Genomic DNA, 12,045 nt, shown 5'->3' with positions numbered 1-12,045 from the left:
GTTTTTAAATCCGCCTTTGGGCCGATTTGGCAAGTTATTCACGGTCAGTGCTTCCAAAAGAGACCAAAGCTGACCGCTTCGCAAATGAGCTTGCGAACTCGATAGGAGAGCAAACTATGACCATTAACGTAAATACCAACGTGTCGGCGATGACCGCACAACGTTATCTGACCAAGGCGACGGGAGAGCTTAACACCTCCATGGAACGCCTCTCATCAGGTAATCGCATTAACAGTGCAAAAGATGACGCGGCAGGCCTGCAGATTTCAAACCGTTTAACGGCGCAATCTCGTGGTTTGGATGTGGCAATGCGTAACGCCAACGATGGTATTTCGATTGCTCAAACCGCAGAAGGTGCGATGAATGAATCGACCAGCATTTTGCAGCGTATGCGTGACCTCGCCTTACAATCGGCGAACGGTACCAACTCGGCGTCAGAGCGTCAGGCTCTGAATGAAGAGTCGGTGGCACTGCAAGATGAACTGAACCGTATCGCTGAAACCACGTCATTTGGTGGTCGTAAGCTACTCAATGGTTCGTTTGGTGAAGCTTCGTTCCAAATCGGTTCTAGCTCGGGTGAAGCGATCATTATGGGACTGACCAGTGTACGTGCTGATGATTTCCGCATGGGTGGCCAATCCTTTATTGCCGAACAACCTAAGACTAAAGAGTGGGGGGTACCACCTACCGCTCGTGACCTGAAGTTTGAATTCACCAAGAAAGACGGTGAGGCAGTGGTGCTTGATATCATGGCCAAAGATGGTGATGACATTGAAGAGCTGGCCACTTACATCAACGGTCAAACGGATCTGTTCAAAGCTTCGGTTGACCAAGAAGGCAAACTGCAGATTTTTGTTGCTGAACCCAATATTGAAGGCAACTTCAATATCTCCGGTGGCTTGGCAACCGAACTTGGCCTCAATGGTGGCCCAGGTGTGAAAACCACAGTTCAAGACATTGATATCACTAGTGTCGGTGGTTCACAGAACGCCGTGGGTATCATCGATGCCGCATTAAAATACGTCGATTCGCAACGAGCAGACCTCGGTGCGAAACAGAACCGACTCAGTCACAGCATCAGTAACCTGTCGAACATTCAGGAGAACGTGGAAGCGTCGAAAAGTCGGATTAAAGATACGGATTTTGCGAAGGAAACAACGCAACTTACCAAATCTCAGATTCTGCAACAGGCGGGGACTTCAATTCTTGCCCAAGCGAAACAGTTGCCAAACTCTGCAATCTCGTTATTGCAGTAGTTCCCGGTACCTTCATTAATGAGCTCAGACGTGGGTATGTAATGAAGGGACTTTGGCAAAGTATGGTTATGGAATGTTAGGCGAGCTCTCTCACTCAAACTGCTCATCTAGCCCCACATAATCATGCGCCCCTAACGGTTAGCCGAAATGTGTTCATTTCTCTTGATCTCCACATTGGCGATGGCTACCACCAAATAGCCCCGGTTCTCTCAAAGGAAAAGGGGCTTTTCTTTTTTCTATCGTTCGTGATTTCCATTATCTGACCGTAAAAACAAACCGCATTAATTTTAAGTTGATGTTTTTGAATGAGAAATATTGATTTGCGCTGCGGTGTAATGAAAGTGTTTTACTGATTTTGGCGGTGGGTTTGTCGCCATAAATGGCGGTTTTAGACGATGGTTAACGAGGAACGCTGACGAATGCCGCCACTTTGCCGCCACGGTTTTAGTTAGTTTTCGAGTGGGTTTAGTTGAACGGCTTGAATCAGGTGATCGGGGGAGAAATGCGCATAAGCCATCGTTTGTTCAATCTTCTGATGGCCGAGTATTCGTTGCAAAATCAGGATGTCGCCACGGTTCATCATAAAGTGAGTGGCAAAAGTATGCCGTAAAACGTGGGTGGCTTGACCTTCCGGTACATAATCGGGCAGAGCCTTTTTAATGTAACGATGCGCCGAGCCGTAGGTGGTTGAGAAAATCTTAGCGCTGCTAGAAGAGGCCAGCATGATCTCTTTGTAAAGATTTTCAGAGATAGGCACAGAGCGAATCCGTTTGCCCTTCGTTTCAACAAACGTCAGCTTAAACTCAGAAATCTGAGAACGTTCAAGCGAAAGCGCCTCACTAATTCGCGCCCCTGTGGCAAGGCAAATTTTTGCAATCAGAACAATTTCTGGAATAGAAACAGAACGCCCCTCGCTTTCAAAACCACCCAAGCGCTGCAGAAAAGGTTGAATATCCGCTTTATCGAGATATGCCAAAGCACGTTGGTTAACTTTTATCGGCTCAATGTCATCAAGCGGGTTTGGCAAGTTCCACTGCTTATACTTAATCAATCGGCTGAACATGCCGCTTAGCAAATTAAGCTGGAAGTTTTGATAAGTAGGAGAAAGTGACTTGTTTTCTTTATTGAAATGGCTAACCCGATTCGCTCTAAAAGCAAGATACTGCTTTGAAGTAAACGTAGAGGCGATAGGGTCGCCCAGTTCCTTAATTGTGAGTGCGGTTTTTCGGTAAACCACTTTACCCGATTTAATCGTATGTCCGTGCACCTGCCACCAAGTTTCAAGCAATTCACTCAGCCGCCTATTATCAGGCTTACTCCCCATCCACGGTTTATCATCCACCTCACGCATGATGAAGTTTTCGTAAGCAGTCGCTTCACCTTTGGTGGCGAATCTTTTACGCACGCGCTTACCTTCGCGGCCTTGCGGGTAACACTCGCAAAGCCACGGTTTTTTGCTGCCATCTTTAAGATTGCGGACGGACATTACTTTATATGGCCTTCGAGAGTTAAAAGCATGACCATAGTTTCAGAGATTTTTTGATTAGAAATTAAATTACCTTCTTTGCTTGAGGCCACTTCATCGACACTTTTAACCAGCCATTGAGCATAAGGTTTTAAATCATCCATCGTTTTGAGTTTTGAGGTGATCGTAGGAGAAAGTTTTTGCTCACCATAGAAATAAGCGTAAACGTTAGCAGCGGTGACAAGCTTTACTTCATAGGTGGCTGAATTCCAGTTAGACAATGTTTGATCTTGAATGCTGGTTCCTTGGTACCACTGTGCTTCACTGCTGATGTTCTGTGTTGATTGAGGATTTTGAACGCTTGAATTGCTGGGCGTTTTATCAGAGCAAGAAGCCATGATAATGCCGAATATAAGCGACAACACAATAAAGCCTAAGCAGCCTTTAGCGTTAGAAACCGTAGGATATTTTTCACCACAATGCGGGCATTTCTTCGCATCCTTCTGAACAGTCTCTTTACATGATTTGCATTTGTAAATTTTCTCGGTTTGTTCCACTTGTATTTTCTCCTAGCCAATTAAAAATCAATCTTTTCTTAGAGTCACCGCGACACGGCCAAGCACTTTAATGTCATGCTCTGATACTTCAATCGTGCTTCCACCAAAGGCTATTGCTAGCTTTTTACCAGGCAAACGCTGGATGTGGTTAATCGATAAACGGCCATCAATATCAATCAAATAGCTTCCAGAAACAGCATCACGCGAAGCGTTATCAACCAGATAAAGAGCCTCATTGGTTTCAACCTCAATCGTGCTTTCAGGTTTTAAGTTGAAGCTATTCATACGACGAACAGGATATGGGATCTCTCCCGTCTCAAGAAGTTTTCCGTTCGTGAGGCAGAAACTTTTTAGCACAACCATCGCGAGCTGCGGATTCTGCAACTCTGTATTTTCAGACGTAACTTTGGGTGAAGTTGCTAGGTTAGGGGATTTTTGAACTCGAGCATTTTGAGGTAATGCGAGCTCTTCTAGAGGAATCCCCATCGCTAAGTGAAGTCTGACCATGAGTTCATGTGACGTTCTGTCGTGTAGATTCCAAGTACTAAATGTTGATTTTGGAATGTTAAGAATCTCAGATACCTCCGCAAAATCCTTACATCCAAGCACGTCTTTAAGCATTTGGGTAAATTCATGCCCTTTCATGTACTCAGGGGCAGGAATTGTTTTCAGTTCACTCATAACATCGCCATGTAATGTGATATAGATCGCTGGTTGGGATTTTAAATTTCAAAAAGAGTTTGATTGAATCCCAAATGGCGATCTATGATTGTCTTGTAACTCGGATGTCACGCCGACCAAAGCAAGCGACAACCGATAAAGATAGATATAAATGCAAGGATATCACCATGTTGACCTATTCGGTACCACCCCGTAGCCCTTATGTGACGATGGAAGAGTATTCAAGACTCTCCGGTTTAGCGATCGGCACAATCAAGCAGTACATCAATGAAGGCCGCATCATCATCAAACCAAAAGACAAGCGCCGTGATAAGCCGCTAGTAAACATGGTTGCGATGCACGAAATCGCAGCGCGTGAAGCTATGCAGGTGCTGGGGTAATCATGCGTTTCTCCTCCCTGATTCCAACTAAAAACTATTGCCCGTTGTGGCTACATCTGTTTGCAGCGTCAGTCATTTGTATACCGCCGTTTATATAAGGATTGTTAAACATGGTTTCTGACATCGCTATGTATGAATTACGTGAACGTAAACAGCAAGCTTACAACGCCGTTTGTAGTGATTTCGTTGTCAATCACAACATTGAGCAGCTCGCCAAACGCATTTCGTTAGACGGGCAATCGCTGCGTAACATGCTTAACCCTGCACAGCCGCACAAACTGAGCCCAGTTGATTTAGTGCTGCTGTGCAAGGCATCAGGGGATTACACCATCATCAATACCTTGTTCAGTGATTGCGGCGTGGTTGCCGTAGCGCTGCCAGAACAAGGGGACGAAAAGAACATCATTGAGCGCGTACTGCTCAACACCTCGCTTTGTGGGGAACTCTCTAGTGATGCAATGCGAATGTGCACCGCAGAGCGTTTACCGCGCAGCCGAAAGCGCAAAACCCTCGCGAAGTGCCAAGCCGCCTTGGGCAACCTGGCATTACTGATCGCCGATTTAGAAAAACGCACAACAGGCCTGCAACCCTTGATTCAAATGGGTTCGGATTTCATGGCTCAAGGTGCGCCAATCCCCGGATTCGCATAAGGAGAAAACACCATGTCAGCCATCGCAGAAACGCGCCAGCAAGTGCAGCGCAACAAACAACAAATGCAAACGGCAGAACACAGTGAAGCCGTGAACCTGCCGCCGCACCAAGCACCTCGCAGCCGCGCAGAGGTAGACGCCTACCTCGCTACACTGCCGCATGTGCCCGCCGCGCACAGTATTGCGATGGCTCACGCCCTGTTTGAAAGCAGCTACAAGCGCAACAAAGTGCGCAAAGCCTATAACGCGCTAACCCTCAAGCAACGCGCCATGTGCTGCATTGCGGGTGATCTTGACCCGAGAACTGCAAACGTCACTTTTGACCAACTAAACGACATCGAGCGCCAAAAGGTGCGCCGTGGCTTGGAAGAGATAAACAAAGTGACCAAACGCTTTGAGTGTGAAGTAGGCAACGTGAGCCAACTGAAAGCGCCCGATTTCCTTTAAACCTAGCCAACCCCGTTGCCCCCGCAGTGTTCCACAAGGAAAGGGGGGCTTTTTTTTCGTCTTAGCGTAGGAGCAATGAAGATGAATAAAGAACTGGAACAAGCCATGGCACTTCGTGAAGAAGCGCGAGAAATGCTGGCTCAATCTCGTGTTATGCACGAAGTCACACTAAGTAACCAACGCCAAGTGACATTGGCCGTAAGTACGCTTTTACCACGTCCGATGATTGTGGAAATGAAGGTAAACCAACAAGAAGGTGAAGCCGAAAAGGTTGCAAACTTCGCGGAAGATATGGCGGCAAGCATTAGAATTCGCGATGTTTACGACATCGTTCACGCCATCAACGTACTGGCTATGGCGAATACGGATGTGTTGCACATCTTTACCCGTTTCGCTGGTCACGTTAACAGCGTTGAAGTTTATGCCCTGAGTGCTGAAACGATTTACTCAGATGGTCACCCTCAAGAGAGACTGCTTAGTGAGCGGGTTCGTCTTGATGAGGATAACGCACTCGAAAGCCTTCTCGCCATTGAAAGCCAACTCACAGAGCTGATCATCGAAGCCCGTGAAGCAGAAGAGATTGTAGAGGAGGGCATCTAATGCAGTACGCCGCAATCTTACTTTGTCCTGATGGCGGAATCATTCGCAACAAGGAAACCCAAGAAGTCGCTAATGTTTTGATTGGCGACTTTGAAACCGAAGAGCAAGCCGTAAAGCAAGCGTGTTTAGACCTGAGCTGTAAGCACCTAAAAAATGGGGTGATTAGCAAGGGTTATGGCAAGGGCGGTTATCTCATCATTAGCACTCAGGAAATGGAGGCTGTATGAACGACACAATTATTTCTTTGGGTTTTTTAATTGAAGAGCTTGAAACTCGCTGCAATCAAAAACATGGAAGGCTAGATATTGCTAAGCGACTCATGAATTCACGATATCCGTGTAAATCGCGTGATGGATGGGCATATTTTGAATGTCTAAAAGCCGCCTTGGTTTCTGACGGCTCTTTAGAAAATGCGGACGTTCGACTTACAGAATGTCTTCATCGGTACGCTCAGAGTAAACCGCATGGTAAGCACCGGCAGGTGGTAGGTAAGCGAGTCTGTCAATCATGTTGAATTCTTGTAATTCATTATCTAAGTCTTCAAGAGCATCCTCACCATAGACAGTAATGTTCCTGTAGTGCTTATTCTCTTTACCCATAATGGCAATTTTATATTCGGTTAAATGCTCTTGAGATTGATAACCCTCAATGAATTCAACGAGTAAGTGATCAAATGGAAGTTTGTATTCAGGTTTAAGTAGTTTGGTTTTCATTTAGAGAACTCCTGTGTATAGATAGTAAGGTTAACATATTGAAATTTCTGAGCGAACCTACTGAGCTCGAACTCTACGACTTCCCTTGGCAAGCGCCGCTGTCACCGATTAACTATGACGTGACAGCGATTGCCGCTTGCCATAAAGTCGCGAACGTTGAGCCCGACGACATGAGCGTGATCGAGCGCCGACTTTACGAAGTCGATGCGCTTTCTCACGAGTGGCGCAAAGCCTTTTTTCAAGACGTGCCACCATACCTTGCGAAATACTTTGCTGAACGCTACATCCGCACTTATGAGAAAAAGGGCTCGCGGGCGGCGAATAGCTTTCTGCGTGAGAAAATGCACCCAGCCAAAGAGCGTGTGCTCAAAGTACTGCAACAATACAAACAACTGCCAAATACCCAGAAAGTTGCTCTATTGTCTAAAGAATTCGAAGACGGTGAAGACCCATTTCACCCCGTGTTCTTTACAGAATATGGCAATCCAGAAGATATAAAATCCAAACAGGTTTCATTTGATTTTGAAAAAGATGAAAAGGATAGAAAGCCAGTAAAACAGCGCCTGCTTGCTGAATTAGAGCAAGACGAACTGCGCGACATGGCATTCCGCATTGCCAAAATTATGGAAGCCTATTTGCAGCTCACGGCCAGCCGCAAACATGCCGACCGCGAAGAAGATGTAGACCAAGCGGTTGTTGATGCTTACGAGGCGCTCGCTCACTTCTGCACCCAAACTTTTGGCATTAAAGCGCCGCGCAAATACAAAGCACAAAACCACCTTTCAGCGTCCAGCGACATCATGCGTATGATCAGTGATTCGTGGTGGCTTGGCCGCTTAGTCAAAGTGCGCAAAATCATGCGTGAACACCTCGCCATTGCCATGGGGCAGGTATCCAACAACGCCTCACCTTATGCGAGCTGGGATTGTGTGCGCGAGCACCAAGAGCAGCAACAACGCAACTATGAAGCCATCAAAAACATGGTGCTGTTCGATGAAGAAACCGAAGAAGAACACGATCTATGGGACATGGTCAAAAAGAGCGTTTCTAACCCTGCGATTCGCCGCCATGAACTCATGGTGCGCTGCCGTGGCTGTGAAGACATCGGCAACGAGCTGGGTTTGCAAGGCTTATTCCTCACTCTCACCACGCCGTCGAAGTACCACAACAGCTACAAAAAAGGCGGCTTTATCGACCACTGGAACGGAGCCAGCCCGCGCGATGCTCAAGCCTACTTAAACAAAAAGTGGCAGCTGATCCGCGCCAAACTGAACCGTGATGAAATTCGTTGGTTTGGTGTGCGAGTGGCCGAGCCGCATCACGATGGCACGCCACACTGGCATTTGCTGATTTGGGTAAGAAAAGAAGACATTTCCGCCGTGCGTGACACCTTCATCACCTACGCGACAGAAGAAGACCGGGGCGAACTGCACCCAGAATTCGAAAAAGAGAAACAAAAGCCATTTCGCAAAGGCGTGTATGTGGGGCCGCTTGATTACCGCCCACGCTGTGATTTTGGCTACATCGACCCAACCAAAGGCACGGCCACTGGTTACATCGCCAAATACATTTCAAAGAACATCGACGGCTACGCGATGGACGGCGACATATCAGACGAAACCGGAAAGCCAGTCAAAGACATGGCACGCAACGTCAGCGCATGGAAAAGCCGCTGGAGTATTCGCCAGTTTCAATTCTTCGGTGGTGCGCCTGTCACTACATACCGCGAACTGCGCCGCCTTGCGAACCAGAATAAAAAAGCCTTCATGGAGTACATCTTCATGCAGGAAAGAGCCGATCTCATCAGCATGTATGAGCTGCTGCACTATCAACTCGTTGGTGCATTCAAGCCAGCGCGAGTGATGACCAATCAAGAACTGGTCGAAGTGATCGCCCAAAGCTACGAAGCCCGCGCCAAAACCGAGATTCCCCATGTAGCCGCAGTGCTGCGCTCTGCCGATGAAGGGCGTTGGCATGGTTACATCATGAATCAAGGTGGCCCCTTCGTGAAACGCAAAGAGCTATTAGTCACCAACGTGTATCAAGAGCTGCCGTTTGCCTCTCCTTACGCCGAAGCCATCCGCAAGCTGGAAGGCATCGCCACACCCGAGCAAGTCATTAAAACCCGTGAAAAGGTTTGGACAATCAAACGCAAGGGCAAGGAAACCACAGAAGGTGAAGCGGTGGGTTTTGGGAGCGAAGCGACTGCCTTTGGCGGCTCTGCCGCCTCTCGGAGTTCTGTCAATAACTGTACGGAGCCCTTTGCCGAACAGGTCAGCACTCAGCTAACCCGTTTGTTACAGCCGGACAGGCTAAAAGGATCACAAAACGATCAGATTGTTGATGAAGTCGCCATCAGCGCCCTGTTTAAAGGCAGCACATTGCGACTCGATGACGAAACAGAACTGAAAATCCGCCCCACGGAGGTAGATGAACACGGAAAAATCAGGCCAGCGCGTTTGGTTGAAGTAAAACGCGAGGTCGATAGCGACATTTGGTGCCGCTTCGAAGGCTGGGAGAAGTTCGAACAGCAAATGGAGAAGCTAAACCAGAAACCACAAGAACATTCACAACCAGATCTATCGTTCTTCCAAGAGTTGGAAGGCGACTGGCCATTAGCGTAGGAGCTAGGCAGCATGCAACTACAAGTCGGAAAAACCTATCAAGTATCTATACCTGCTGAAAAAGGTTTGGTGAATGGTGAGGTTATTTGTTTTAGGGAGCGCAGTTTTACTTTTACAGTGTTGCCCAAGCCTAAAATGGCTAACAGAGAACAACTGACGTCACCAGAATGGTACTGGGTAAAGAAAAGCAATGGTGTAGAATTATGGTTTGACAGAAGGCACGGAAAAATTACCGAGATAACTAAAACAGAATAGCGCCTGCGGGCGCTTTGTTTTCTCCGCTATGCGCTGCGGCTTTGCGCCGCAATTTCATCATTAATCGACTTAATCAACTCAATCAAACAATCACGAATCGGTGCGGGGAGAGAATCTACCTGCTTGCCTTCTGGCGAACTCACCGCCCCGTGCATGATCATATGCCCCACTGAAATCTCAAGCGCCGCACTTAAACGCCGAATCTGGGCAATATCCACCACTCGTTCACCCTGCTCTAACCGCTGCAACATACGCAGCGAAACGCCAGCACGCTCGGCAACCTGCTGCTGAGTTAAGCGCTTACGCAAACGCTCCTGCGTGAAAAACTGCATGATGGGATCAATATCGTGAATCGTTTTTGCCATTCAATAACCTCAGTCGCCAAATTTGGCGGATAAAACAAGCCGTTATGCCAACTGAGGTCAGGCAACCACAAAAACTGATGTAGGTCGCAACGCCGACGAATATTAACTTTTAGAGTACGGCGTCTAATACGCAATAGATTGAGCTATCTATCAGTATAGACAATAAAACCAATAAAAAAATTGAGAGCATAAAATCACTGTATTAATATACAGTAAACGTCAGTAGGAGACAGTCAAATGTCTGAATTAAAACACTTAGGCAATATCAATCACTGTGATGTTGCACTATCAGCACTTGAAATAATTCTGGACGGAGTAGCCAGCAGCGAAAGCACGGAGCGAACGAGACAAGCGGGGGCATACCTCGCACGGCTCGTGATGGCTGATTCACACGGAAGTTTGGATACAGATAAACAAAAGGCCATTCTCAGTATTATTGAGATGGCCTCAGAAGTCGAAAAACCAAGATTTTGCAGTAGTTGATCACAACATAGAAAGCTGATGTTTAAGCCGTTGCCGCGCTTCTGGCGGCAACGCTTTACACAAATCAAACGCCAGTTGGCTAGTTGTTTTGGCAGATGGGCTCAGCGTATGGCTGTAAGAAAGGTTCATCACAAACGTGTGGCCGCATTCGGGGTCACAGCACGCACAATATAAATCCGCAACACCAACGGTAAAGCGGTTCGTCTTCTGAATTCGGGCTTTACCTTCGCACTCAGGGCAGAACACTCTCATAATAACACCTAGCTTTTTTTGACTGACGCGATAATCATACGTCAATAAGCTGTGTTTTTGTACAGTTTATCAATATGAAAACTGTTGGTAATCCCAATCAGAGAGCTGATCGCTAGTGAGAGCAACCAAAGGCAACACCTGAAAAGCATCACCATGCTGAAACAAGTGATCCGTAATCACCGCAAAACCCGCCACCACACAGCGGCCACCATGCTCAGTAATAAAGCCGCCAATTTTCCGCGCCGCTTCATCACTGTAGGATTCAATCTTATACAGCGCTGCCATTGGCCGACTCCACACCAGGATTCAAATTAAACTTAAGCTTCAAATTATCCGGTATTTCTGGGTCATTGTTCACCGCATCCATAAAGCGCTTGCACACTGGAATCACCTCGTAAAAGTCATACACTTGGCTGACTTTAAGCGGGTCCGGCACATTCGCACCCTGCTGCGGTAACATGCCGCCCATGCCCGCTGGGAAGCGATGCCCCACGAAAATATCTTGCGCCGTGATGTTCTTGATCCGCTCAAACTCATCTTTCGTGGCAATATCGCCAACCGGAATCAGTTGAATACCTTTCTCTTTCCCGTTCGGGATGTTCACAAACATGCTTCGAAAATTACCGATCCCCTTAGAACTGGCAATCTTCTCTTTCAGTGCCTTTTCATCGTCATCGCTCAAGTTCGGGTCGGTCGCATAGAAAATAAAGCCCATGTGCGCACCGTTCAGGTAATAGCGGCGGCGAAACAGGGTAGCGTCACGGTTCAATAAACTGCTTTGAATGCTTCCTAGATAATCAGGCAAGCCGTATATCTGCTGCTGCGGGTCATACTGGGGAATAAAAATCACATCCTTCGCTTTAAATACCTTTTGCTCGTTGTTACGCAGCAACTGAACAAAGTCCCCGTTCTTACGCTTACGCATGTGAACCATAGGTAAAGGCTCAAGGGCGATCACATTCTTCATGTAGCTGCGAATCTTCACAAATGCCGACATGCCAAGGCCGAAATAGTCCCAGCACGCAGAGTTCATCTTATACATTGGCAAGCCACCGCCATTCATAAAACGCCCAGCCACATAGTTAGCCCGCGCTTTCAGCAGTGAACCGTGATACCCGTTCGCGTTGGCAATTTCGGCTAACCCTTTTAACGAAATTGGCGGCTCCCAGTAATCATCAAAATCGTTGTAAAACAGCTCACAATAACGAGTCATCCAACTGTTTGTATCAACGGGCTCCGGGTTCGGGTCAAAGCTGTACACAGATTTGCTCTCTGTGCCATCGGTAGTGTGTGAGTGAATAAGTTGCTCTGTCATGC

Annotated in this window: 17 protein-coding genes; 9 read left to right on the top strand and 8 right to left on the bottom strand. The window is 47.3% G+C overall.

What is annotated here, in order from left to right:
- Positions 1 to 116 precede the first annotated feature (116 nt).
- Positions 117 to 1,256: a flagellin gene (locus GOU96_RS01150; protein WP_000154828.1), complete on the top strand. Its 1,140-nt coding sequence runs from the start codon at positions 117 to 119 to the stop codon at positions 1,254 to 1,256.
- A 448-nt stretch (positions 1,257 to 1,704) separates the two neighbouring features.
- On the opposite strand, the gene GOU96_RS01145 is transcribed toward GOU96_RS01150, so the two are convergent.
- The 3 genes from GOU96_RS01145 to GOU96_RS01135 are packed head-to-tail and all read right to left on the bottom strand — an operon-like array spanning position 1,705 to position 3,959.
- A complete protein-coding gene (locus GOU96_RS01145; RefSeq protein WP_219639897.1) occupies positions 1,705 to 2,742 on the bottom strand; it encodes a site-specific integrase in 1,038 nt (345 codons plus the stop codon).
- On the bottom strand, positions 2,742 to 3,278 hold the full coding sequence (locus GOU96_RS01140; protein ID WP_033928147.1) for a hypothetical protein: 537 nt from the start codon (positions 3,276 to 3,278) through the stop codon (positions 2,742 to 2,744). Before GOU96_RS01140 ends, GOU96_RS01145 begins: the two co-directional genes overlap by 1 nt.
- Positions 3,279 to 3,305: 27 nt before the next feature.
- Positions 3,306 to 3,959: a phage repressor protein CI gene (locus GOU96_RS01135; protein ID WP_267781303.1), complete on the bottom strand. Its 654-nt coding sequence runs from the start codon at positions 3,957 to 3,959 to the stop codon at positions 3,306 to 3,308.
- Positions 3,960 to 4,126: 167 nt separating this feature from the next.
- Here GOU96_RS01135 and GOU96_RS01130 point away from each other — a divergent pair, with 167 nt between their 5' ends.
- The 5 genes from GOU96_RS01130 (at position 4,127) to GOU96_RS01110 (ending at position 6,263) form a co-directional block, all read left to right on the top strand.
- Positions 4,127 to 4,339, top strand: a complete 213-nt coding sequence (locus tag GOU96_RS01130; protein ID WP_000959091.1) for a hypothetical protein — start codon at positions 4,127 to 4,129, stop codon at positions 4,337 to 4,339.
- A 110-nt stretch (positions 4,340 to 4,449) separates the two neighbouring features.
- A complete protein-coding gene (locus tag GOU96_RS01125) occupies positions 4,450 to 4,989 on the top strand; it encodes a phage regulatory CII family protein (RefSeq protein WP_267781301.1) in 540 nt (179 codons plus the stop codon).
- A gap of 12 nt (positions 4,990 to 5,001) precedes the next feature.
- Entirely contained in the window at positions 5,002 to 5,436 is a 435-nt protein-coding gene (locus GOU96_RS01120) for a hypothetical protein (protein WP_267781299.1), read from the top strand.
- 81 nt (positions 5,437 to 5,517) lie between these two features.
- On the top strand, positions 5,518 to 6,036 hold the full coding sequence (locus GOU96_RS01115; protein ID WP_149519765.1) for a hypothetical protein: 519 nt from the start codon (positions 5,518 to 5,520) through the stop codon (positions 6,034 to 6,036).
- Positions 6,036 to 6,263, top strand: a complete 228-nt coding sequence (locus GOU96_RS01110; RefSeq protein WP_001198812.1) for a hypothetical protein — start codon at positions 6,036 to 6,038, stop codon at positions 6,261 to 6,263. The genes GOU96_RS01115 and GOU96_RS01110 overlap by 1 nt, the downstream gene beginning before the upstream one ends.
- Positions 6,264 to 6,461: 198 nt before the next feature.
- On the opposite strand, the gene GOU96_RS01105 is transcribed toward GOU96_RS01110, so the two are convergent.
- Entirely contained in the window at positions 6,462 to 6,749 is a 288-nt protein-coding gene (locus GOU96_RS01105; RefSeq protein ID WP_172884722.1) for a hypothetical protein, read from the bottom strand.
- A gap of 38 nt (positions 6,750 to 6,787) precedes the next feature.
- On the opposite strand from GOU96_RS01105, the gene GOU96_RS01100 reads away from it, so the two are divergent.
- Both GOU96_RS01100 and GOU96_RS01095 read left to right on the top strand, forming a co-directional pair.
- Positions 6,788 to 9,373, top strand: coding sequence for a replication endonuclease (locus GOU96_RS01100; protein ID WP_267781295.1), 2,586 nt, complete (start codon positions 6,788 to 6,790; stop codon positions 9,371 to 9,373).
- Positions 9,374 to 9,385: 12 nt separating this feature from the next.
- On the top strand, positions 9,386 to 9,628 hold the full coding sequence (locus GOU96_RS01095; protein WP_267781294.1) for a hypothetical protein: 243 nt from the start codon (positions 9,386 to 9,388) through the stop codon (positions 9,626 to 9,628).
- Between the two features lie 26 nt (positions 9,629 to 9,654).
- On the opposite strand, the gene GOU96_RS01090 is transcribed toward GOU96_RS01095, so the two are convergent.
- Positions 9,655 to 9,993: a helix-turn-helix domain-containing protein gene (locus GOU96_RS01090; RefSeq protein WP_142736864.1), complete on the bottom strand. Its 339-nt coding sequence runs from the start codon at positions 9,991 to 9,993 to the stop codon at positions 9,655 to 9,657.
- Between the two features lie 237 nt (positions 9,994 to 10,230).
- Between GOU96_RS01090 and GOU96_RS01085 the strand changes: the two genes are divergently transcribed.
- On the top strand, positions 10,231 to 10,476 hold the full coding sequence (locus GOU96_RS01085) for a hypothetical protein (RefSeq protein WP_267781291.1): 246 nt from the start codon (positions 10,231 to 10,233) through the stop codon (positions 10,474 to 10,476).
- Here GOU96_RS01085 and GOU96_RS01080 read toward each other — a convergent pair whose 3' ends face one another.
- The 3 genes from GOU96_RS01080 to GOU96_RS01070 form a co-directional block, all read right to left on the bottom strand.
- Positions 10,477 to 10,728, bottom strand: a complete 252-nt coding sequence (locus GOU96_RS01080) for an ogr/Delta-like zinc finger family protein (protein WP_001263192.1) — start codon at positions 10,726 to 10,728, stop codon at positions 10,477 to 10,479. It abuts the gene before it with no gap.
- Positions 10,729 to 10,797: 69 nt separating this feature from the next.
- A complete protein-coding gene (locus GOU96_RS01075; protein ID WP_267781288.1) occupies positions 10,798 to 11,013 on the bottom strand; it encodes a hypothetical protein in 216 nt (71 codons plus the stop codon).
- Positions 10,997 to 12,043 carry a phage portal protein gene (locus GOU96_RS01070; protein ID WP_033928151.1) on the bottom strand — a complete coding sequence of 349 codons (1,047 nt, stop codon included), beginning with the start codon at positions 12,041 to 12,043 and terminating at the stop codon, positions 10,997 to 10,999. Before GOU96_RS01070 ends, GOU96_RS01075 begins: the two co-directional genes overlap by 17 nt.
- Between the last annotated feature and the right edge of the window lie 2 nt (positions 12,044 to 12,045).

It is taken from the genome of Vibrio sp. R-1 (genome assembly GCF_035615595.1).
In the GTDB taxonomy this organism is placed as follows: domain Bacteria; phylum Pseudomonadota; class Gammaproteobacteria; order Enterobacterales; family Vibrionaceae; genus Vibrio; species Vibrio cholerae.
This window is presented reverse-complemented; position numbering and strand designations above follow the sequence as displayed.

Excerpts from the sequence above, each read along its gene's own strand:
- GOU96_RS01150 (WP_000154828.1), top strand. The coding sequence starts at position 117 with ATGACCATTAACGTAAATACCAACGTGTCGGCGATGACCGCACAACGT.
- GOU96_RS01145 (WP_219639897.1), bottom strand. The coding sequence starts at position 2,742 with ATGTCCGTCCGCAATCTTAAAGATGGCAGCAAAAAACCGTGGCTTTGC.
- GOU96_RS01135 (WP_267781303.1), bottom strand. The coding sequence starts at position 3,959 with ATGAGTGAACTGAAAACAATTCCTGCCCCTGAGTACATGAAAGGGCAT.
- GOU96_RS01130 (WP_000959091.1), top strand. The coding sequence starts at position 4,127 with ATGTTGACCTATTCGGTACCACCCCGTAGCCCTTATGTGACGATGGAA.
- GOU96_RS01125 (WP_267781301.1), top strand. The coding sequence starts at position 4,450 with ATGGTTTCTGACATCGCTATGTATGAATTACGTGAACGTAAACAGCAA.
- GOU96_RS01120 (WP_267781299.1), top strand. The coding sequence starts at position 5,002 with ATGTCAGCCATCGCAGAAACGCGCCAGCAAGTGCAGCGCAACAAACAA.
- GOU96_RS01115 (WP_149519765.1), top strand. The coding sequence starts at position 5,518 with ATGAATAAAGAACTGGAACAAGCCATGGCACTTCGTGAAGAAGCGCGA.
- GOU96_RS01110 (WP_001198812.1), top strand. The coding sequence starts at position 6,036 with ATGCAGTACGCCGCAATCTTACTTTGTCCTGATGGCGGAATCATTCGC.
- GOU96_RS01105 (WP_172884722.1), bottom strand. The coding sequence starts at position 6,749 with ATGAAAACCAAACTACTTAAACCTGAATACAAACTTCCATTTGATCAC.
- GOU96_RS01095 (WP_267781294.1), top strand. The coding sequence starts at position 9,386 with ATGCAACTACAAGTCGGAAAAACCTATCAAGTATCTATACCTGCTGAA.
- GOU96_RS01090 (WP_142736864.1), bottom strand. The coding sequence starts at position 9,993 with ATGGCAAAAACGATTCACGATATTGATCCCATCATGCAGTTTTTCACG.
- GOU96_RS01085 (WP_267781291.1), top strand. The coding sequence starts at position 10,231 with ATGTCTGAATTAAAACACTTAGGCAATATCAATCACTGTGATGTTGCA.
- GOU96_RS01080 (WP_001263192.1), bottom strand. The coding sequence starts at position 10,728 with ATGAGAGTGTTCTGCCCTGAGTGCGAAGGTAAAGCCCGAATTCAGAAG.
- GOU96_RS01075 (WP_267781288.1), bottom strand. The coding sequence starts at position 11,013 with ATGGCAGCGCTGTATAAGATTGAATCCTACAGTGATGAAGCGGCGCGG.
- GOU96_RS01070 (WP_033928151.1), bottom strand. The coding sequence starts at position 12,043 with ATGACAGAGCAACTTATTCACTCACACACTACCGATGGCACAGAGAGC.